Annotated in this window: 19 protein-coding genes, 1 pseudogene and 1 other annotated feature; of the genes and pseudogenes, 12 read left to right on the forward strand and 8 right to left on the reverse strand. The window is 37.1% G+C overall.

Features of this window, described 5'->3' with window-relative positions:
* Window positions 1-111: 111 nt before the first annotated feature.
* Together BN52_RS10370 and BN52_RS03500 are read right to left on the reverse strand one after the other, a co-directional pair.
* Window positions 112-315 (reverse strand): helix-turn-helix domain-containing protein, encoded by a 204-nt coding sequence (locus BN52_RS10370; RefSeq protein WP_094777114.1) that lies wholly within the window; start codon window positions 313-315, stop codon window positions 112-114.
* 284 nt (window positions 316-599) lie between these two features.
* Window positions 600-884 (reverse strand): hypothetical protein, encoded by a 285-nt coding sequence (locus BN52_RS03500; RefSeq protein WP_008472826.1) that lies wholly within the window; start codon window positions 882-884, stop codon window positions 600-602.
* 696 nt (window positions 885-1,580) lie between these two features.
* Here BN52_RS03500 and cbpB point away from each other — a divergent pair.
* Both cbpB and BN52_RS03510 read left to right on the forward strand, forming a co-directional pair.
* A complete protein-coding gene (gene cbpB / locus BN52_RS03505) occupies window positions 1,581-2,051 on the forward strand; it encodes a cyclic-di-AMP-binding protein CbpB (protein WP_008472827.1) in 471 nt (156 codons plus the stop codon).
* A gap of 104 nt (window positions 2,052-2,155) precedes the next feature.
* The gene (locus tag BN52_RS03510; RefSeq protein ID WP_008472829.1) at window positions 2,156-3,973 is read left to right on the forward strand and encodes a heavy metal translocating P-type ATPase; all 1,818 of its coding nucleotides are present in this window, start codon (window positions 2,156-2,158) and stop codon (window positions 3,971-3,973) included.
* A gap of 317 nt (window positions 3,974-4,290) precedes the next feature.
* Here the strand turns inward: BN52_RS03510 and BN52_RS09595 are convergent, their stop codons facing one another.
* On the reverse strand, window positions 4,291-4,650 hold the full coding sequence (locus BN52_RS09595) for an ImmA/IrrE family metallo-endopeptidase (protein WP_008472830.1): 360 nt from the start codon (window positions 4,648-4,650) through the stop codon (window positions 4,291-4,293).
* 169 nt (window positions 4,651-4,819) lie between these two features.
* Between BN52_RS09595 and BN52_RS03520 the strand changes: the two are divergent.
* A pseudogene (locus BN52_RS03520) lies at window positions 4,820-5,158 on the forward strand (helix-turn-helix domain-containing protein).
* Between the two features lie 320 nt (window positions 5,159-5,478).
* Window positions 5,479-5,528, forward strand: a sequence feature (sodium ion sensor (DUF1646 type); this cis-regulatory element may regulate processes involved in with the transportation of sodium ions).
* A gap of 40 nt (window positions 5,529-5,568) precedes the next feature.
* A complete protein-coding gene (locus tag BN52_RS03525; protein ID WP_008472833.1) occupies window positions 5,569-6,747 on the forward strand; it encodes a cation:proton antiporter in 1,179 nt (392 codons plus the stop codon).
* Window positions 6,748-6,797: 50 nt separating this feature from the next.
* On the opposite strand, the gene BN52_RS03530 is transcribed toward BN52_RS03525, so the two are convergent.
* Together BN52_RS03530 and BN52_RS03535 are read right to left on the reverse strand one after the other, a co-directional pair.
* Window positions 6,798-8,549 carry an ABC transporter ATP-binding protein gene (locus tag BN52_RS03530; protein WP_008472834.1) on the reverse strand — a complete coding sequence of 584 codons (1,752 nt, stop codon included), beginning with the start codon at window positions 8,547-8,549 and terminating at the stop codon, window positions 6,798-6,800.
* Window positions 8,550-8,751: 202 nt separating this feature from the next.
* The gene (locus BN52_RS03535) at window positions 8,752-9,408 is read right to left on the reverse strand and encodes a CPBP family intramembrane glutamic endopeptidase (protein ID WP_008472835.1); all 657 of its coding nucleotides are present in this window, start codon (window positions 9,406-9,408) and stop codon (window positions 8,752-8,754) included.
* 80 nt (window positions 9,409-9,488) lie between these two features.
* On the opposite strand from BN52_RS03535, the gene BN52_RS03540 reads away from it, so the two are divergent.
* From BN52_RS03540 to BN52_RS09605, 8 genes are all read left to right on the forward strand, one after another.
* Window positions 9,489-10,574 (forward strand): YdcF family protein, encoded by a 1,086-nt coding sequence (locus tag BN52_RS03540; RefSeq protein ID WP_008472836.1) that lies wholly within the window; start codon window positions 9,489-9,491, stop codon window positions 10,572-10,574.
* A 105-nt stretch (window positions 10,575-10,679) separates the two neighbouring features.
* Window positions 10,680-13,016: an ABC transporter ATP-binding protein/permease gene (locus tag BN52_RS03545; RefSeq protein ID WP_008472837.1), complete on the forward strand. Its 2,337-nt coding sequence runs from the start codon at window positions 10,680-10,682 to the stop codon at window positions 13,014-13,016.
* A gap of 102 nt (window positions 13,017-13,118) precedes the next feature.
* The gene (gene nagB / locus BN52_RS03550; protein ID WP_008472838.1) at window positions 13,119-13,826 is read left to right on the forward strand and encodes a glucosamine-6-phosphate deaminase; all 708 of its coding nucleotides are present in this window, start codon (window positions 13,119-13,121) and stop codon (window positions 13,824-13,826) included.
* A gap of 159 nt (window positions 13,827-13,985) precedes the next feature.
* Window positions 13,986-14,633, forward strand: coding sequence for a deoxynucleoside kinase (locus BN52_RS03555; RefSeq protein ID WP_008472839.1), 648 nt, complete (start codon window positions 13,986-13,988; stop codon window positions 14,631-14,633).
* 20 nt (window positions 14,634-14,653) lie between these two features.
* Complete coding sequence (locus tag BN52_RS03560; RefSeq protein WP_008472841.1) at window positions 14,654-15,340, forward strand: deoxynucleoside kinase; 687 nt, start codon at window positions 14,654-14,656, stop codon at window positions 15,338-15,340.
* 91 nt (window positions 15,341-15,431) lie between these two features.
* Complete coding sequence (locus BN52_RS09600; protein ID WP_008472842.1) at window positions 15,432-15,878, forward strand: DUF2207 domain-containing protein; 447 nt, start codon at window positions 15,432-15,434, stop codon at window positions 15,876-15,878.
* Window positions 15,875-15,994: a Protein of unknown function gene (locus tag BN52_RS10575; RefSeq protein ID WP_008472843.1), complete on the forward strand. Its 120-nt coding sequence runs from the start codon at window positions 15,875-15,877 to the stop codon at window positions 15,992-15,994. The genes BN52_RS09600 and BN52_RS10575 overlap by 4 nt, the downstream gene beginning before the upstream one ends.
* Window positions 15,976-17,151, forward strand: a complete 1,176-nt coding sequence (locus BN52_RS09605; protein ID WP_008472844.1) for a DUF2207 domain-containing protein — start codon at window positions 15,976-15,978, stop codon at window positions 17,149-17,151. Before BN52_RS10575 ends, BN52_RS09605 begins: the two co-directional genes overlap by 19 nt.
* Window positions 17,152-17,256: 105 nt before the next feature.
* Here the strand turns inward: BN52_RS09605 and BN52_RS03570 are convergent, their stop codons facing one another.
* From BN52_RS03570 to BN52_RS03580, 3 genes are all read right to left on the reverse strand, one after another.
* Window positions 17,257-17,862, reverse strand: a complete 606-nt coding sequence (locus BN52_RS03570) for an Rpn family recombination-promoting nuclease/putative transposase (protein WP_008472845.1) — start codon at window positions 17,860-17,862, stop codon at window positions 17,257-17,259.
* Window positions 17,859-18,194: an Rpn family recombination-promoting nuclease/putative transposase gene (locus BN52_RS03575; protein WP_008472846.1), complete on the reverse strand. Its 336-nt coding sequence runs from the start codon at window positions 18,192-18,194 to the stop codon at window positions 17,859-17,861. The genes BN52_RS03570 and BN52_RS03575 overlap by 4 nt, the downstream gene beginning before the upstream one ends.
* A gap of 184 nt (window positions 18,195-18,378) precedes the next feature.
* Complete coding sequence (locus BN52_RS03580) at window positions 18,379-19,242, reverse strand: GRP family sugar transporter (RefSeq protein ID WP_008472848.1); 864 nt, start codon at window positions 19,240-19,242, stop codon at window positions 18,379-18,381.
* Between the last annotated feature and the right edge of the window lie 181 nt (window positions 19,243-19,423).

The following is a 19,423-nucleotide window of genomic DNA, read 5'->3' on the forward strand; positions in this document are numbered from 1 at the left end:
ATTGACCACTGGGCATTCTCAAGCTTCAAGCGTCCTTGAATTTGTTCAGGAGACCATTGCTCGTTTAGGAACTTCTCTTTAACGTAGGCAAATAGCCCAGGATCTGACAGCTTAAGAACAGGATGACAGTTTTTGCGCGCTTGTGGCCTTGCTTGGAGAATAGCCGCTAAGATCGCTATTTCTACGCAATTCGCGAGAAATAGTGGATTTGTTTCTACCCAATATGTTAGCTATTTGAGTAATGGTCATTTTCAAAGTATGATATTTCAGTATATTTTCGCGTTCTTCAATGGTAAGATGAGAATAGAGGTTCATGATGCACTCCTTTGATAAGATTCTTTCAACACCATTATAAAGGACATCATGAGTCTTTTCTTTTTTCAAAGATTAACTGTTGCACTTAGTTTGTAAATTCAAGGCAAAAAAGAATCGAATCCAAATGATTCGATTCCTAAAAAGATCAGTTTTCAAAAGTCAATAGCTTAACTTAATGACATTGTCTAAAGAATAGATGGCTTTTTTCTGTTTAAATCAGGTGTTTAAAAAATATCCTTCACGACACAAGCAAAAAGAAAGAACAATCCCAAAAAGGATTGGCGTTAATAGCTTGCAGCCCACAAATTATTTTCCAGTTTATTGTAAGAAAACAATTTATCCCAAAGTTTCTTTTCCGTTGGAGTAAAAGTAATTTTATCGGATAATTTAATTACTGGAGCTTGATTGAGAAATTGTTGCAATAAACCCGTCAAAGCAACCCCATCACTTTTTGTTAGTTCTTTTGCGGTTGCTTTAACGTACTTGGCTAATTCTGTACCAGGGTGAAAATAGTTAATCTCAACGTTTAACGTATTCATTAAAGCCAATATTTCTTTCTTAGGTACCATGTTATACCCCCCCTTTTTTGTATAAAAGCCCTTACATTGATTATTATACAATATTAACAATGACTATACACTTTATAGATATTCAATGCTAAATTGATCTTTCACATCGCCTGCTTCAGCAGATTTTATCAACCAGATTATTCAAGCACTTTTATTGGGGGGGAATCGTTATACAATTAAGTTGCGATATGGTTCGAAGCTTTTTCAATTATTTAACGATATTCACCCTTCATATCGCGTTAGGAGAATAATATGAAAATTAAAAAATCGGCACAGCCTCTTTAGCTGCTTTATTGGCAGTTGCACCTGTAGCCAGCATCATCAGCTCTAAAAACGCTCAAGCAACTTAAAAGGCAAGTAAAAATAAATAATTTGATCAAAGATTATTCAGAATAGCAATTAATACACTCAAAATTTAAATAGATTTTGAGTGTATTTTTTTACGTTAAAATATTCGCTATCTCAAATCTTTACCTTTTCATAAGAATTTGGGCATCTTTAGTTCACATTTATTAGCTACTATATAAACTGTAGCAAGGCGGTAGAACTTGTTACACATACTCCCACTTTTTTATTTCATTTCATTCTTACTCCTCCAAAAAAATGGAACAAATCAAGGCTTGCAACTTCTGCAAGCCTTTTCCTTTTGGCTAAATTTCTAGTAAGATAGTGTTAGTTATAGGAAAGGAAGGTTTTATGTTTTCACCATCAATTAAACATCTAATTCAACAGAAATCTGGCGCGTTCTTAATCCCCGCTACTCGAATTGCTTTTGTCCAAGCAGACAATCCCCTTTATCATGCATTTTTGATTTTAACCAAAGTTAAATACTCCAAAATTCCCGTTCTCGATCAAGATAGACGAGTCGTTGGCTTGCTTAGTTTAGCTATGATTACTGATAAAATGTTGACAACCAACGAAATTTCAATTGATCCTTTAAATGAGCTCAAAGTTAGCGACGTTATGCAAACCGATTTTGACAAAATAAATTTTGTCGAAACTACATTAGAAACTCAACTACATCTTTTGATCAACAATGCCTTTTTACCAGTAGTTGATGATCGCGGAGTATTTCAAGGATTACTTACTAGACGTGAATGGATCAAAGCCTTCAATTTTGTAGTTCATAATTTTGATGAATATTACGAAGTTAAACGTCTAAAATAATATCTAATTTAGAATCATTATAATTTACATTTTGATAATTAGTGATAAAATACTATATATCAACTGATAGAGGATTTATTATAAGCAAGCAATGGAGGATTTTTATGTTAAAGAATCAATGGAAGTTCTTCCTTGTACTGGCTATCGGGGTAGTTAGTGCAATCTCAGTTTTTGGCTTTAAACAAAGTCTTATCCCTGAAGTGCTGATCTATGTGTTCGGTGCTTATATCGTGGTTACTATGGCCCTAGAAATGTTTGAAGACCTTAAAACTGGTCACTGGGGCATTGATATTCTTGCCATCATCGCAGTTATTTCAACCATGCTTATTCGCGACTACTGGGCAACATGGATGATCTTAGTAATGTCTACTGGTGGTGAATCACTTGAAGACTATGCTACTAGTCAAGCAGACCGTGAATTGCGTTCTCTTTTAGACAATTCACCACGAACCGCTAACAAGCTTGTCAACGGTGAATTGGTTGAAACTAACGTTGACGATTTGCAATTAGACGATCACGTTATTATCAAGCCAGGAGAACAAGTTCCTGTCGATGGTGTAATCGTAAATGGTGAATCAAGCTTTGACCAATCATCCCTTACCGGTGAATCAGTCCCTGTTGACAAGAAACCAGGAGAAGATTTGATGTCCGGTTCAATCAATGGTGACGTTGCCGTTGAAATGAAAGTCACTAGATTGGCGAAGGATTCCGAATATCAATCAATCGTTGCTTTGGTTAAGTCTTCCCAAGCTCAACCAGCTAAGTTTGTTAAGATGGCTGACCGTTATGCCGTTCCATTTACCATAATTTCTTTGATCATCGGTCTAGTGGCTGCCATGATGGGTGGTTGGAACTTTACTAGATTCGCAGAAGTTATGGTGGTAGCTTCACCATGTCCATTATTGATTGCTGCTCCAGTAGCTTTAATTTCTGGTATGAGCTCGATGTCTCGTCACCACATCATTATCAAGTCTGGTCCAACAATTGAAAAATTGTCTCGTGCTAAAACTTTTGCCTTTGATAAGACCGGTACTTTAACCCAGAACAAGTTGGAAGTTGGCGACATTGTTCCTGAAGCTGGTTTTTCTAAAGAAGAATTGCAAAGCTTAGCTGCTAGCGTCGAACAACAATCATCTCACATTATTGCTACATCATTAGTTGGCAATACGCCAAAAGAAGCAATTAAAACCGTTGAAGACTTAAAGGAAACCACTGGTCAAGGGGTTGAAGGTACTGTTGATGGTAAGCTAGTTAAGGTTGGTAAATATAGCTTTGTTGCTGATGGTGAAGTACCAACTGTTAATGCTACTGCAATTTTCGTTTCAATTAATGGGCAATATGCAGGTTATATCACTTTCAAGGATATGATCCGTCCTGAAACTAAGGACACAATTGCTCGCCTTCGCCGTCAAGGTGCTGAAGAAATCATGATGTTGACCGGTGACCACCAAAACGTTGCCGATCAAATCGGTAAGGCAGCTGGCGTTACTCAAGTAAGAGCAGAATTATTGCCAAAAGAAAAGATTCAAGCAATTCGTAACGTTCCTGAACAACAACGTCCAGTAGTTATGACTGGTGATGGGGTTAACGATGCTCCAAGTTTGACTGCCGCTGATGTAGGTATCGCTATGGGTGCCAAGGGAGCTACTGCAGCCAGTGAAAGTGCTGATGCAGTTATTATGGTTAACGACTTAAGTAAGATCAACGATGCAGTTGCTATCGGTAAGCACACAATGAAAGTAGCCAACATCGATGTTATAACTGCTATTGTGATCGTTATTATCTTAGAATTGATTGCTGCTACAGGTGTCATCCCTGCCCTAGTTGGTGCGATCTTGCAAGAAGTTGTTGACTTAATTGCGATCTCACTTGCATTGCTTGCTAAGACTGAACCAAGCGACAAAGAAAAAGGTATTGCTTAATTAATTATTTTATATTTGCGCTCTTCTAATGAAGGGCGTTTTTTTATTGTGGATGCTTTTTCGAACTTGAATTGACAATTCAAAAATCAAAAAAGCGCCCTTCCCCGGAGAAAGAGCGCCATACGCTAGCCTAGTCGAATAGCAAATTCGACAATGCACGCATCAATTCTAATCATCACTTAAGTACTACAAACAAGCTTTTAAATTGCTTAAATAGCTAAAATATAATCCCACTAAAGTGGACGATTAAAACGCAATTATTCACGAAAGTGGAATTTTTTATTGCCAAAAAAGCAATATTAATTAAATCTGTATGATTATTCTACAAATCCAAATTCGTCCTGTGGGAAGTAGACTAGCCTCTTTCCCGTAAACAAATAATTAACATAGGCAAATTTATCCTCTGGAATACCGTATTGGTTCATGAACGGACCAGGTTCAGAGAAGCCATCGCCTTTTCGGTTAGAATATTCATAAAGCAACTGCGTAGCTACCATGTCTGCTATTGCTTCCTCGCTATAGGATGAGCCGCCATACAATACAGTTACGATGCTAGAAATCGCATGGCCAATCTCATGCGCTTTGGTAAAAGGGCGCTCAGCTCTATTATACCAGTTAGAATTGTACGCAATAACACGGCTCCGCTTAAGAGTAAAGCTTGGTGCATGGTCTTCCATAAGCATGATAAACAGAATATATTTGATATTCGCAATAAATTTATCCAAAAATTCATTAAGTTCCTATTCGCCTTGATAATCAATCCTTAACATCGTCTGCTACACCTTTCCCTATATCATAATCCATCAAGCTCTTCACTATTTCTTTGATAAATCGGGGTTCTCTATCATGATCGAGTTTGAAAGAACAAAAGAACTGGCAAAAAAAAGAAAAATGTCCCTGCTGGAAGTCAACGATAAAGCAGGCTTAGGGAAAAGAAGCATCTATAACTGAAAAAATAGAAAACCTGGCATCATGGCTTTAACAGCGGTAGCTAGAGTTCTACACACTTCTGTTGACTATCTAAGTGGTGGGACTGACGATCCTATCCCTCACAACCAGGAATCTATTAGGCTAGAAGACGATCTTCCCCATTCATATAAGGGATATCCGGTTCCCGAGCGGTATCTGAACATCGTTAGAGATTTAATGGAACATGATATTCACGAACGAGAAAATCAAGGGTAGCCTTAAGATAGCTTTATAAAATTTCAATAAAGTGAATAATTGAAATACATAAAGCATTCAATTATTCACAAAGATGAATTAAGAAAATGGTGCAAAGACAAAGGGAGTTTTTCAGAAAAGCAAATAGACAATATCTATGAGGCATACCACACTTCCATCATAAAAACATTTGAGGGTAAAACATGCCAAAACTAAACGAGCTTAAAAAGCTTGTAGCTGAATATCTTGATAAGGATAAATAGTCAATATTGCTAACAGGCATTAGATTTGCGTGATTAGTTAAAAAATACTAAAATATAGTTTATTCACTAATATTATGTGGTTGGAGTTGTAAAGCTTTCAAGAATCGGGTCTCTTTGGGTCAGGAGGCCTTTTTCTTGGAAGCTTTTTTCATAGAAAGGATGAGTAAAGTGCATTTTCTTGGAGAGTTAATTTTAATCTTATTAGCTACTACCCTTATGGGACAGCTATTTTCACGCCTTAACATGCCGGCTGTAATTGGCCAGCTTTTGTCAGGAATTTTGCTTGGCCCAGCAATCTTAAACCTCGTTAAACCCAATGAAATCATTAGTCTATTTTCGGAATTTGGGGTAATTCTATTAATGTTCTTGGCTGGTCTAGAAAGCGATCTTGACCTATTAAAGAAATATTTCAAGCTCAGCTTTACGGTTGCCAGCATTGGCGTTATTTTACCAGTAGTCTTTACAGGCGTTGCTTGCTTAGTCTTCGGAATGAAGCCACTAGAAGCATTGTTTATCGGTATTGTCTTTGCAGCAACTAGCGTTTCAATTTCTGTTGTCGTCTTACAAGAAGCCCGTCAATTACATACTCGTGCGGGAACTGCTATTCTAGGTGCCGCTGTAGTTGATGATATTCTTGCCGTTGTAGTTTTGAGCTTGTTTACTACCTTCAGTCATGAGGGGGGTAACAGTGGCTTAACTAACAATTTCCTACTTAACTTACTAATTGAAGTTGCCTACTTTGGTGTCGTATGGGCTATTTATAAATTCGTAGCACCCTACTTTATGCACGCTGCTGAAAGAATGGATGTTGATTACTCCGTTGTCATTGGCTCCTTAGTGCTAGCTTTAACAATGGCTTGGGCTGCAGACTTTGTAGGTTTATCTGCAGTTGTTGGGGCCTTCTTCGGTGGCTTGGCAATTCGCCAAACGCCTCAATATAAAGAAGTTAATTCATCGGTTACTGCCATCGGTTATTCAATTTTTATTCCAGTATTTTTCGTCAACATCGGTTTATCGATGACTTTTGCCAGCTTCATCAAAGACATTTTATTTATCATTGTAATGACAGTTTTAGCATTATTGTCTAAATTCTGGACTGGTAAATATTCTAGTGAACTATTTGGCTTTACCAAAAATGAAGGCAATATTGTGGGAGCAGGAATGATCTCGCGAGGAGAAGTAGCTTTAATTGTGGCTCAGATTGGCATTTCGCATCATCTCTTCCCTGAAGACATTTATTCCAGTTTAATCCTTGTAATCATCGTTACTACCGTACTTTCACCATTTATTTTGAATCATTATATTAAGAAAAGTACAGTTGCGAACACTGAACTTGAACCTGAATAATAAAAATAAGCATCAGTTTTAATCAAGAACTGATGCTTATTTGATTAGCATTATAGATATGCTTCTTTTTGTAACTGATACATCTTCTGGTACTCAGGATTGGACTTTAATAATTCTTCATGAGTATCAAATCCTGACACTGTTCCGTTGCTTAACAGCAAAACCTTATCCGCATATTTGACTGCAGATAATCGGTGGGTAATGAAGAAGATTGTCTTTGCTTTATTATGTTCAATAAAGTTTTTATAGATTTCCGCTTCGCTAACTGGATCAAGGGCTGCGGTCGGCTCATCTAGAAATTCAATATTTCCCTGGGAATAAATATCCCGTGCCAAGGCTATCTTTTGCCATTGCCCACCAGATAGATCAATCCCATTTTTAAAGTCTTTCGACAATATTGTATCAAGACCTATCTGATCAATGGTTGCTTCAGATAATCCAGCCTTTAACAGGCTTTCTTTCACTCTTGATCTATCAACCGGCTTGCCAGCAGTTACGTTCTCTGCAAGTGTCAATTTAAATTTGGAGAAATCTTGGAAAGTAGCCGAAATATTATCACGATATTCTTGCAAAGCTATCTTCGTCAAATCACTATGATCATATTGAATCTTTCCACTGGTTGGATCATAGTATCTCATCAGCAATTTAACTAACGTTGTTTTTCCTGATCCATTCATCCCCACTACAGCAATTTTTTCACCACGTTTCACTTCAAAGTTAACATCGTGAAGTACCTCTACATCTGAAAATGGATAAGTAAAGGAAACATTTTTTACTTCTAAAACCTGGAAATCTTTTGGGAAGCTATTATTTTCAAGCAAGAAGTGATCTTGGTAGTCCATAAATTTGTAGTATTTTTTAATCCACAATAACGAATCGTATAAAAGACTGCTGTCTTCAACTAATCGTGCCATACTAGTGGAAATATAGCCGATAATTGAAATATAAACGACTAACACACCAATTGGTAGATTTCCTTTAGCCACATTGGTACTAAACCAAACAAAACCCAGACCGGTCACTGCTGCAGCGACAGCAAGAAATAATGAACTGATTGCCAATTGCTTTTGACGCACTTTATTGACCATTTTATGAGTACTGTTGAAGAGTTTCATATATTTGTTGATGATTGAATCAAACATATTGAATAAACGTACTTCTTTAGCATCAACTCGATCAAGTAGTAGTCCACTGTAGTAATGCAAAAATCTGGAATTCTTACTACGCTCTACCATCGTCTCAAAAGCTTCCTGTTGGATTCGGTAATACAGCAAGCTTTGTGGGATCATTACCGCAATTAAGGCCACCGCAATCAACCAATTGAATCTTGCCAAATAGCCTAAGGCAAACACGACTGTCAATAATGATTGTAAAACTGAGATACCAAAAACGATTAAATTGACTGGTCGCCAACTTGCGTCCTCTTGAAGCAAAGTGACCACATCAAAATAGTCTGCATCATCAAAGATGCTCAGCGAATTTAATTTCTTAGACTTTTTCATCAATTCTAAATTTAAAAAGCCGGTCAATTTGTCCGTTAGCATCCCCTGCATCGAAGTTGCCACGCTAGGTAGAATTTGCACCAAAATAGTAGCTACAATCCACAACTCAATATCTAGCCAAAAATTCTGTTTTGCAGCCAAGGAATCGATTACTCGTTGACTTGCCCAAATAGACAACATGGTGAGCAAAGCCTGAATTGGTGCAATTACAAATACGATTATCGATAGCGCAGGAGCAGATTTGAAGAATAATTTGTACGTTTTTAACAATAACTGAAAATACTGTTTTGCTTTCTTCATTATTCGATCCTCCTTATTAAACCACGTTTTATCTATTATTTTAAAAAAACGTTTTCAAAGTCAACTATTTAGACTTTAATTTTAATATTAAATTCCTTTATATAAGCTATATCTACACTATATTATAAAAATATAAGTAAAAGATTATTACAGCTTATTATATCGTTATAGCCAAGGGAGGATCGATTTTCACGTGAAACTTTTAAATAAATCCTAGTGCGTTATAGAGCATATGGGTAATCATTGAATACCTTAAGTCTTTGGTTCTTAAATATACCCAAGCTAAGATCATACCTAACACCCAATAAACTAAGATATACTTACTAAAACCCGGATCATGTGCAACTCCAAAAACAAGACCACTGACAATAATACCTAGCCATTTGTTTATACGATTGTTTTGGGTAAAGAACACATTGAAAAACATACCACGAAAAATGGTCTCCTCGCATACAGGACCCAAGAATACAACCAAAATTGGAAACATTCTTCCACTTGTTTTAGAGATTTCATCTAGAGCAGCTTGGTTGGCTGATAGGCCATTACCTGAACTAACCAAGTTAAGTACCACTGCTCCTGAGATCGTAATCAATACTGTACCGATTAAACTGATTCCCAATCGTTTCCAATCCCAATGAGGCTCCATATTAAAGCCCCAATTATTTTCTTTCTTCAATTCCCAGCGATAGATGGCAAACATAATCGCCAAAACAATAACTGTGAAAATAGCAATCACTACTGGTTTTTGTGCCACGTCTAATCTATTAGGATAAAAATAAACTGCCTCGAGTTCTCCATATAGAATCAAAGCCAAAAACATTAATCCTAATCTACCTGCGTAAGCTAAAATTTTCTTCATCAGATTCACCCGTTTTCTAAGCATTTTAGTTTTAGTTCCATTATAATGGAACTAATCGAGAAAACCTAAAGGATGATTTTATGAGTTTGAGTTATTTCGTTCATTTTTTTGAACAAAATCGTGAGTTTTCATTATTTTCTGTATTGGTAGTGATCTTTCTTGCCTTTTTCTTGGCATCTTGGCTCACTAAACCATGGCAGATGATTAATGCCGTTTTGTTCACCATTTTCTTTTTAATGTTTAGTGCCTGGCTAACCTTCATCGTATATTCGACCAATCTATCTACGCTAAAGTATCTTTACTTCGGTTTATTTATGTTGATATTATTGGTTATTATCCTCGTTACGACTTTTGCCTGGCTATTTTGCCTGTGGAATGCTTACTTTGTTTGGAAACATGAAAGCCATACCTTACCGAACTTGTTAACCTTAATTTTAGGTCTTGGTTTAATTTTACTTTGGATTATTACGCTCCTAGGTCCAGCCAAGTACTTACCTAAATGGCTAAATGCCCTTTTAACCGTTGCTCCAATAATGGGTGGCTATCTTGGCCTCATCATGTACAATTTTTTAGTAAATTTATTGCTCTATCAATTCGTTCCTCGTAGATATCAACAAAATTACCTGATTGTATTAGGAGCTGGCTTAATTGACGGCGAGGTAGTAACCCCGCTTCTAGCTAGTCGGATCAACCGTGCAATTCAATTTGCGCAAAAACAAGTCGCAAAAGGTCGACCTTTTCCCAAATTAATAATGTCAGGTGGCCAAGGACCAAATGAAAAAATTTCTGAAGCTCAAGCCATGACTAATTACGCAATATCAAGAGGAATTGATCCTAAAAATATTCTGCTTGAAGATCGGTCAACCAATACTTACCAAAATATGCTTTATTCAAAAGAAATAGCTGCCAAAGATTTTGGAAATGAGGACTTTAAAGCTAAATTCTTCAGCAATAACTACCATATATATCGAGCAGCTATCTTTGCACATCAAGTCGGCTTGAAAGCTGATGGCGTTGGTAGCTATACTCGCCCCTATTTCTTACCTAATGCGGTAATTCGCGAGTTTGCAGGTGTTTTTATCATGCATAAGCGCGCACATTTCATTATTCTAGGGTTAATCGGCATAATTGGCGTAATTCGAGCAGTCCTAACCTTTTTTAATTAAATTTTTGCTAAGTAAGAGCTTAACTATCCATAGTTAGTATAATCTGTGTTAAAATATCTAACAAAGATATTAACTTATCTAACAAAAATTTTGAAAGGTACAATTATGCTTCAACTCAAACATCTTAAAAAATCCTATCATGTTGGAGACACCGTTACCAAAGCACTCGACGATGTCTCCATTTCTTTTAGAAAGCAAGAATTTGTAGCTATTCTTGGACCCAGTGGATCAGGAAAAACTACCATGCTTAACGTAATTGGAGGCCTCGATCGTTATGATGAAGGCGATTTAGTGATCAATGGCAAATCAACCAAAAGCTTTAAAGACACGGATTGGGATGCCTATCGTAATAATTCAGTTGGTTTTGTTTTTCAGAATTACAACTTAATATCGCATTTATCGATTATCAACAATGTCGAATTGGGAATGAATCTTTCTGGCGTTCCAGCAAAGGAACGGCGACAAAAAGCTATCGATGCCTTAATTAAAGTTGGTCTAAAAGATCACATCCATAAGAATCCAAACCAGCTTTCCGGAGGTCAGATGCAACGGGTAGCAATTGCTAGAGCCATCGCTAACGATCCCGACATTTTGCTCTGCGATGAGCCAACTGGCGCCTTAGATACTGAAACATCCGAGCAAATCATGCAATTGATTAAAGAATTAGCTGAAGATCGTTTGGTTATCATGGTTACCCACAATCCCGAATTAGCTCAGGAATTTGCTACTCGTATCGTCAACTTCCAAGATGGCAAGATTCTAAACGATTCTAATCCTTTTGACGAAAGCGATGAGGTTGATAATTTCCAATTAAAGCGGACCAAGATGTCTTATTGGAATGCCATTAAGCTCAGTTTTACCAATATCATGACCAAAAAAGGACGCACGATTTTAACTTCTTTTGCTTCGAGTATTGGTATTATCTCAATTGCGGTGGTGCTATCGATTTCTAATGGTTTCCAACAACAAATCAACACTACTATGAGTAAGGCTTTAGCCAAATATCCGGTTGCTATCGCACCAACTGCCACCGATCTAACAGCCGCCAGCCAGCGTAAGCAATCAACCAAGAATGTCAAAAATCATGGCTATCTAACAGTTGAAAAAGATCAAAATGAACAAAGTGCTCATGTCAACAAATTATCCCCAAGCTATGTCGACTATATCAAGAAACTGAATCCTGACTATGCTAATAATATTTCTTACCAACGAGGCGTCAACTTGAACTTGCTTGGTAAGGTACAGGGAAAAGTGCAACGAGTACAATTTTCTAATAGCGATCCAGAAACGTCTTCAAGTCCTACAGCTATGCGCAGCCAAGCTCTATCAAATATTGGCATCGGATCTAGCGTATTCCCTACCACATTGAAAAAGAGCAATGGTTCGTTTTTAAAGGAAAACTACCAATTGCTTGCGGGTAAATGGCCAACTAAAGCAACCGATCTAGTTTTAGTAACCGATAATCGCAATACAGTTAACATCAATGCCCTCAAAAACCTTGGTTTTAAAGTAACAAATGGTAAGAAGTTCAAGTTCTCAACCTTAATTGGGCAAGAATTTAGTCTCGTATCTAACAATGACTACTACCAAGCCTTGCCTAATGAAATGTATATTCCTAACAAAGTAAGTCAAAAGATGTATGATCGAGGCGATAAGCTTCACTTGGCTGCCGTCATTAGACCCAAGAATGAAGATTCGATGGCTCTGCTTGCTACCGGAATCGCTTATAGCGACCGCTTAAGCCAAAAAGTTATTACTGAAAACAAAAATTCAGCTATCGTAAAAGCGCAAAAAGCTAGCTCCACTAGTGTCTTTACCGGTCAAAAGCTATCTGCAACGATGAAGAAATCAACTCTTCAGGCATTGGGTGCGACTACAATCCCAACCGGAATTATGATTTATCCAAATGATTTTGACGCTAAAGATAAAGTACTCGACTACTTAGACAAATGGAACAAAGGGAAGAAAAAGAAAGATCAAATTATCTACACCGACCTTTCTAGTGCGGTAACCACTATGACTGGTGGACTTCTTGGCGGTATTACCACCGTTTTGGTAGCCTTTGCAGCCATCTCCTTAATCACTTCTATGATCATGATCGGAATTCTTACCTATACTTCAGTAATTGAACGTACTAAGGAAATTGGTGTGCTTAAGGCGCTAGGTGCTCGTAAAAAAGATATCACACGTGTCTTTGATGCAGAAACCTTTATTCTAGGTGGTTTTGCCGGTATCATCGGTGTGGTTATAGGTTACCTATTGACTTTCCCGATCAACAGCATTATCTACAAACTAACCGATTTAGTTGGCGTAGCGCAATTGAATCCAGTACACGCCCTAATTTTGGTAATAATTTCGACAATTCTTACCTTACTTGGCGGACATTTACCAGCTAGAATGGCAGCTAAAAAAGATGCCGCAATCGCTTTAAGAAGTGAATAAACTTTGGATGACGACCATAGGTCGTCTTTTTTTATGATTTGACAAATTGGCATATACCGATTTATAATGGACTAGACCAAAAGGATAAGGGAGGCAAAAATTATGGAAATTATCGTTAAAGAAAATGAACTTCAAGCTGGTAAAGCTGCATTTGCAATTTTTGAAAAAGCTATTAAAGATGGTGCAAAAGTACTAGGTTTGGCAACTGGTTCTACCCCGCTAACGCTTTACCAAAACTGGGTAGAAAGCGATCTTGACTGTTCTGATTTAACTAGTATCAATCTTGACGAATACGTTGGCTTAAAGCCTGAAGATCCCCAAAGCTATCATTATTTCATGCAGAAGCACTTATTTGATCAAAAGCCATTCAAGAAGACTTATGTTCCAGATGGGCTTGCGAGTGATATTCCTGCTTTTTGCCAAGAATATGATCAACTTATCAAAGATAACCCAATTGACGTGCAGCTATTAGGTATTGGGCGTAATGGCCATATTGCTTTTAATGAACCAGGTACTCCATTTGATATTGGAACGCACGAAGTTAAATTAACTGAAAATACGATCAATGCAAATTCACGTTTCTTTGATAATATCGAAGACGTTCCTAAGAGTGCCATCTGCATGGGAACGGCTAACATTATGGCATCCAAGAAGATCGTTTTAATGGCCTTTGGTGAGCAAAAAGCTCACGCAATCAAAATGATGGTTGAAGGTCCAATTACTGAAGAAGTTCCAGCTTCCATTCTACAAAAGCATCCTGATGTAACAGTTATCGTTGATGAAGCTGCTGCTAGCGAACTTACAAAATAATAATCGAATTGTTTTAACTCAAGTCCAAACTTGGGTTATTTTTTTGCTTATAACTTGACAATCAATCAAAAATAATAATAAAAGTTTTGCTTGTTTACCCGCTATATCTCGTATTAAACTAGATAAGTAAATAACTACATATGGTATTTAAGAAAGAATGTGATTCAAGTTATTGTATTAAGTGGGCCCATTGGAGCCGGTAAATCCAGTTTAACCAGCATTTTAGCAGAACACTTAGGTACCCAAGCATTTTATGAAGGCGTTGATAGCAATCCTGTCTTGCCACTTTACTATAAAGACATGAAGCGCTACACCTTTTTGCTTAATACCTATCTGCTTAACCATCGTTTGGCACAGATTAATCAAGCAATTCGTGAAAAAAATACGGTTTCTGATCGTTCGATCTACGAAGATGCCCTTTTCTTCCAAATGAACGCCGACAGCAAGATTGCCGATCCAGCAGAGTTTAAAATCTATAATGATTTACTCAATAACATGATGGAAGATACTCCTGGCAATCCTAGCAAAAAGCCTGATTTATTGATCTATATTCACGTTTCGCTAGAAACCATGTTGGCTCGTATTAAAAAACGTGGTCGTTCATACGAACAGCTTTCAACTGACCCTAGTTTGAAAGACTATTATGCACGCTTATTAAGCTACTATGAACCTTGGTATGAACAATACGATGCTTCTCCTAAAATTAAGATCGATGGTGATCGTTTTGATTTTGTAACGGATGAAGCAGCCAAACGTGCCGTTTTACAGAAAATAGATCACAAATTACACGAACTTGGCAATCTATAAGCTAATAAAGAAGGAACGTGATGACAGTTATTGTATTAAGTGGGCCCATTGGAGCCGGTAAATCCAGTTTAACCAGTATTTTGTCAGATTATTTAGGTACTAAGCCTTTCTATGAAAGCGTTGATGACAACCCCGTTTTGCCACTATTTTATGCAGATCCTAAAAAATACGCCTTCTTACTTCAAGTATATTTTTTAAATACTCGTTTTCACAGTATTAAGGCTGCCCTTACACAAAACAATAATGTTCTTGACCGATCAATTTATGAAGATGCCCTCTTCTTCCAAATGAATGCCGACATTGGTCGTGCTACCCCTGAAGAAGTTGATACTTACTATGAATTGCTTCATAACATGATGGATGAACTTGAACGCATGCCTAAAAAAGAACCTGATTTACTTGTTCATATTAATGTTTATTACGAAACTATGATTAAGCGAATTCAAAAACGTGGTCGTCCATATGAACAATTAAGCTATGACGCAACGCTTGAAGACTACTACAAGCGTTTGTTAGAATACTACAAGCCTTGGTATGAAAAATATGATTATTCGCCAAAAATGGAAATCGATGGCGATAAATATGACTTTATAGCTTCAGAAAAAGATCGCAAAATTGTCCTCGATCAGATCGTTGCCAAGCTAAAAGAAGTCGGCAAGTTGCCAGCCGATTGGGATAAATCAACTGCTATCAAACTTGATGCATAGTAAAAACCAACCTAGTTTTATCTTAGGTTGGTTTTTTCGTATAATTATCTTAGTAAATTTTTATCGATTAATTCCATGAAAGGCAATGCTTATGAAAAAAATTGGCGCCTTGATATCAACTATCTTCGCATTTATATTAGTCTTATTTTTCTGCGCTAATCCGACTAAAGCCGACGTCGACTATAACATTTCTAATTTAAAAATTACAGCGCAGGTTAATACCGATGGTTCCTTAACAATGAAACGCCAAGTCAGCTATGATTTTGATAGTAGTGCACATGGCGTCTACTATCGACAGAATTTGGCCAAAAATCAAGACTTAGTTGAACCATCAGTCTCAATAAAAACTAATAACGGACCCCAAGTTAAAATTAAGCAAGATTCTGGTAGCAATAATAGTTATCAGCTAAGCCATGATAATAATGGCTATCGATTTAAGGTTTACCATAAGATATCTGCTGATGATCGTCTAATCGTTACACTTATCAGTATCGAATTACGAATGCAATTATTAATTGGTAAGATACCGCTGAATTGAATTTCAAAATTATCGGAAATAATTGGGATAGCGATTTAGAGCATGTTGAAGCCATAGTCAACTTTGCAAATGGTACACCGATTCCTGACTTAAAGGCATGGGCACATGGCCACTAACCGGAAATATAAAAGTTAATCACAAACTTGGGCAAGTAATTTTAACCCAAAATGACTTAGCTGGAGATGTCGGAATAGAACTTCACGCAATTTTTCCTAATAGTTTAACCGTCCAAAATAAAAATACTCGGTCAGAAAAGCGTCGTAAACAGATTATTTCCCAGGAAATAAAATTAGCAAACGAAGCTAATCGCAAACGTCGTGCTCGTAAAATAACGGGAATCGCATATACAGCTGTAAGCAAGCTAATTGCTGCTATAACGGCTATATTTTCAATCATTAAGTACTGGAAAAGTAAGAAAAACCAAGTCACACTAATCAGTCGAAAAGCGAGTGTTCATAATTTTGAGATTCCACCAGTTGATGCTGTTACAGCCAAAATCTTGGATAACGGGCAAAAGCCCAACGCTCAATCTTTTAGCGCCTATTTAATTCAATTGGCTGGCAAAGGGAACATAAAAATCGATAAGACTAATAAACGGAATAATTTTGAAATCCAACTATTAAAGCCTGAAATTTTAGAAACAGATCCTATCTTGAATCGGCTCTTTAATAAAGTAGGCGATGGCACAAAATTCACTACGAAGCAATTGCGTAAGGCTAAATTAGCTGATGAATTTATTGTTTGGCAAGAACGTAAGTATAAGAAAGTTTCAACAGAAGGATTATTTGATAAGGCTAAACTTGAACGTTATACCTCTACTTCTATGGGATTACTTACCACTAATTTTATTATTTTATTTTTGTTAATAATTAGCTTCATCTTTTCTTTTCAAGCATCATTCGTATTAGTAATTATTGGCTTAATAAACCTTTATTTCAGCTCAAAATATAAAAAAATCACTAATTACTATACTGAACATGGTATCGAAACAACAAATCAGGTACGTGGCTTTATTAAAATGCTTGATGATATAGGTAAATTTCAAACTAAAGATATTGGTGAATTAATCTTTTGGGAAGATGTCATGCCTTATGCAGTAGCTTTTGGATTAGCTAAAAAGGTAATCGCACAATTAAAAATAGATTTTGACAATGAAACCTTAGCACCAATGTTCCTATATTATCCAATACTTCAGTATATACTGATTTTACTGCCTTTGATAATAGTATCAATACAGCGCTTTATAACAGTATTGGAGCGAACAGTTCTTTGAGCGGTGGTTCTGGTGGTGGTGCCTTCTAACATCATCATAATAAAATAGCAGCTACGATCTATAGAAAAATCATAGTTGCTTATTTTATTGCGTATTAATCTACTATTATGCGCCTAGCTTCGTTTCCACAATGAAGCGCTTGATCTCTTCATCACTAAAGTACTTGCCATAGCGGGCCTTTGCTTTCTCAAAGACTTGACTTTCCTCAAAGCCACTTTCGCTTAATACTATGATCAAGTTCGCTAGCCCTTCTTTTCTTCCATTTGTTTCTCCTTCTGCTCTGCCTTTTTCGATTCCTTTAGTTTCTCCTTCTGCTCTACCTTCAGCCTTGGCTCTATCTATAAAGTTCATCATCTTGTCCTTCACCTCGTCGCTTCCGTTTGCTTCTATCCATTCCTGGAATTCGTCTACGCCTTCATGATCTAATTCGCTGATCAGATCCATGAAGTCATCAAAATGCTGGAATGTCGGTTCTTCCGGTTCATAAGCTTCATTCCTTGAACGCTTGATTAGATACTGTGCCACATGCTTGAAGTCGCTCTTCAGCTTTTCAGAGTCTGCTTCATCCATATGCGCTACGTCTACTACTTTGATTTTAAGCTTGGGCATGTATTCCCTCAGCTCTGGATAGTTCTTGAGATCAAACAGATCCTCCAGCTGCCGACTCGCATTCCACTTCTTTTGACCAAAGTATAACACGATTGTCATCATCGGATAAAGCTTCTTGGCTCCTGAGCTGGCCTGCTTGGCATAGCAATATTGTAGTTCAAGACTCTAACCGGCATCATCTTGTCGATCTTGGATTGATTCTCAATGCCAAACAAAGCCAGCGTCTGCTTGCCCTCCTTATATTCCATGAGCAGATCGCGATACTGCGTGTGGTGCTTGCCCTGATGGTCGCTAAACTGGCTTTCCGTTTCGCTGGCGGTCAATTTACTGGGATCGATCGCCTCTCTTCCTCCAAAAACATTGCCATTGAAGACATCGGCAAAAACGTCCGGGTGCTGGAAAAACACTTTTTCGATTCTGTCTTTTTCTGCCATAAATTCTACCTTTCCGTAACAAATTAGTAGAGGCAAAATATCCCCCTACATATATTAGATACGCAGAAAATGGCCAAATCTATTTTTCAAAACGCCTTCTTTACCTTTTCTTAAGAAATAAAGCGATTGATACAAAAAAAGACTTTGAAATATTGCGTTTCAAAGTCTGCTTAAATTCGTTTGCTTAGTGCATCACTGTAGTCAAAATTGCGCCAACTAGGATTAATGCTAAACCTACTAAAGTAAAGATGTAGCCCTTCTTACTCTTAGTTTCATGCAAGAACAACATTCCACCTAAAGTAGAAATAACAACTGACAATTGTGAAACTACAAAGGCAGTATTAACACCATTATCTTTAACTGAAAGAATATACCCAATGGCAGCAATGGCGAAGATAAAACCCGACAATAAACTTTGCCAACTACTCTTATTAGTCAATTCTTTAGCATTTCCCGAAGCTAGCATATAAACTAATACCGCAATTACCATCCCTAATGATTCTGGGAAGAAAATTGCTAAGCCTGATGCAGTCATTGCTTTAGGAATGAAATTATAGATGATATATCCGAAAGTAGTTAAAACCAACATAATCAAGGTTCCAACTTGATTCTTTTCACTACCTTCACTGGTATTTTTATCAGAGAAAGACGTAAAAATTGCCCCTACAATTAATAAAGCAATCCCAATAAAGCCCCATAACTTAGCATTAGCAGTTGGCCATTCACCAAACATGGTTACCCCAACTAAAGAGGTGCCGATCAATTGTAAACCAGTAGAAATTGGCATCGTCTCAGAAACACCAACTCTTGCATAGCTAGTATACTGACCTAACTGTCCGATTACCCAAAATGCTCCTGCCAAAGCTGCTAACATAAATGTTTTGGCATCAATTGCAGTTTTAATCATCGGCAATGCCAATACTGCAACTATTAACGTTCCAACCGTGGTACCAAAAATTTGGTTGACTGGCTTGCCCTTGATTTTGGAAACAGCCAACGGCAAAATACCCCAAGCTAAAGCTGGGATAAACATATAAATATATTTCATTTTTTATCTCCTAGAATTATGTTTTTTTAAAAACGATCTTTTTATTTTATCCTTTAAAAGCCCAATCCGTCAAGCTTTAATACCCTTTCAGTACTTATTAAGGGACTTGTATCCGCTGGTATAATTCGTGTTTACAAGCACTATTATCTGTGATAGAGTGTAATAGTTGTTTTAAAATATT

Origin of the sequence: Lactobacillus gigeriorum DSM 23908 = CRBIP 24.85 (assembly GCF_000296855.1) — a bacterium.
GTDB classification, from domain to species: domain Bacteria; phylum Bacillota; class Bacilli; order Lactobacillales; family Lactobacillaceae; genus Lactobacillus; species Lactobacillus gigeriorum.

What these genes read in the sequence shown, in the direction of transcription:
- BN52_RS10370 (WP_094777114.1), bottom strand. Translation starts at nt 315, where the DNA reads ATGAACCTCTATTCTCATCTTACCATTGAAGAACGCGAAAATATACTG.
- BN52_RS03500 (WP_008472826.1), bottom strand. Translation starts at nt 884, where the DNA reads ATGGTACCTAAGAAAGAAATATTGGCTTTAATGAATACGTTAAACGTT.
- cbpB (WP_008472827.1), top strand. Translation starts at nt 1,581, where the DNA reads ATGTTTTCACCATCAATTAAACATCTAATTCAACAGAAATCTGGCGCG.
- BN52_RS03510 (WP_008472829.1), top strand. Translation starts at nt 2,156, where the DNA reads ATGTTAAAGAATCAATGGAAGTTCTTCCTTGTACTGGCTATCGGGGTA.
- BN52_RS09595 (WP_008472830.1), bottom strand. Translation starts at nt 4,650, where the DNA reads ATGGAAGACCATGCACCAAGCTTTACTCTTAAGCGGAGCCGTGTTATT.
- BN52_RS03530 (WP_008472834.1), bottom strand. Translation starts at nt 8,549, where the DNA reads ATGAAGAAAGCAAAACAGTATTTTCAGTTATTGTTAAAAACGTACAAA.
- BN52_RS03535 (WP_008472835.1), bottom strand. Translation starts at nt 9,408, where the DNA reads ATGAAGAAAATTTTAGCTTACGCAGGTAGATTAGGATTAATGTTTTTG.
- BN52_RS03540 (WP_008472836.1), top strand. Translation starts at nt 9,489, where the DNA reads ATGAGTTTGAGTTATTTCGTTCATTTTTTTGAACAAAATCGTGAGTTT.
- BN52_RS03545 (WP_008472837.1), top strand. Translation starts at nt 10,680, where the DNA reads ATGCTTCAACTCAAACATCTTAAAAAATCCTATCATGTTGGAGACACC.
- nagB (WP_008472838.1), top strand. Translation starts at nt 13,119, where the DNA reads ATGGAAATTATCGTTAAAGAAAATGAACTTCAAGCTGGTAAAGCTGCA.
- BN52_RS03560 (WP_008472841.1), top strand. Translation starts at nt 14,654, where the DNA reads ATGACAGTTATTGTATTAAGTGGGCCCATTGGAGCCGGTAAATCCAGT.
- BN52_RS09600 (WP_008472842.1), top strand. Translation starts at nt 15,432, where the DNA reads ATGAAAAAAATTGGCGCCTTGATATCAACTATCTTCGCATTTATATTA.
- BN52_RS09605 (WP_008472844.1), top strand. Translation starts at nt 15,976, where the DNA reads ATGGGCACATGGCCACTAACCGGAAATATAAAAGTTAATCACAAACTT.
- BN52_RS03570 (WP_008472845.1), bottom strand. Translation starts at nt 17,862, where the DNA reads ATGATGACAATCGTGTTATACTTTGGTCAAAAGAAGTGGAATGCGAGT.
- BN52_RS03575 (WP_008472846.1), bottom strand. Translation starts at nt 18,194, where the DNA reads ATGGCAGAAAAAGACAGAATCGAAAAAGTGTTTTTCCAGCACCCGGAC.
- BN52_RS03580 (WP_008472848.1), bottom strand. Translation starts at nt 19,242, where the DNA reads ATGAAATATATTTATATGTTTATCCCAGCTTTAGCTTGGGGTATTTTG.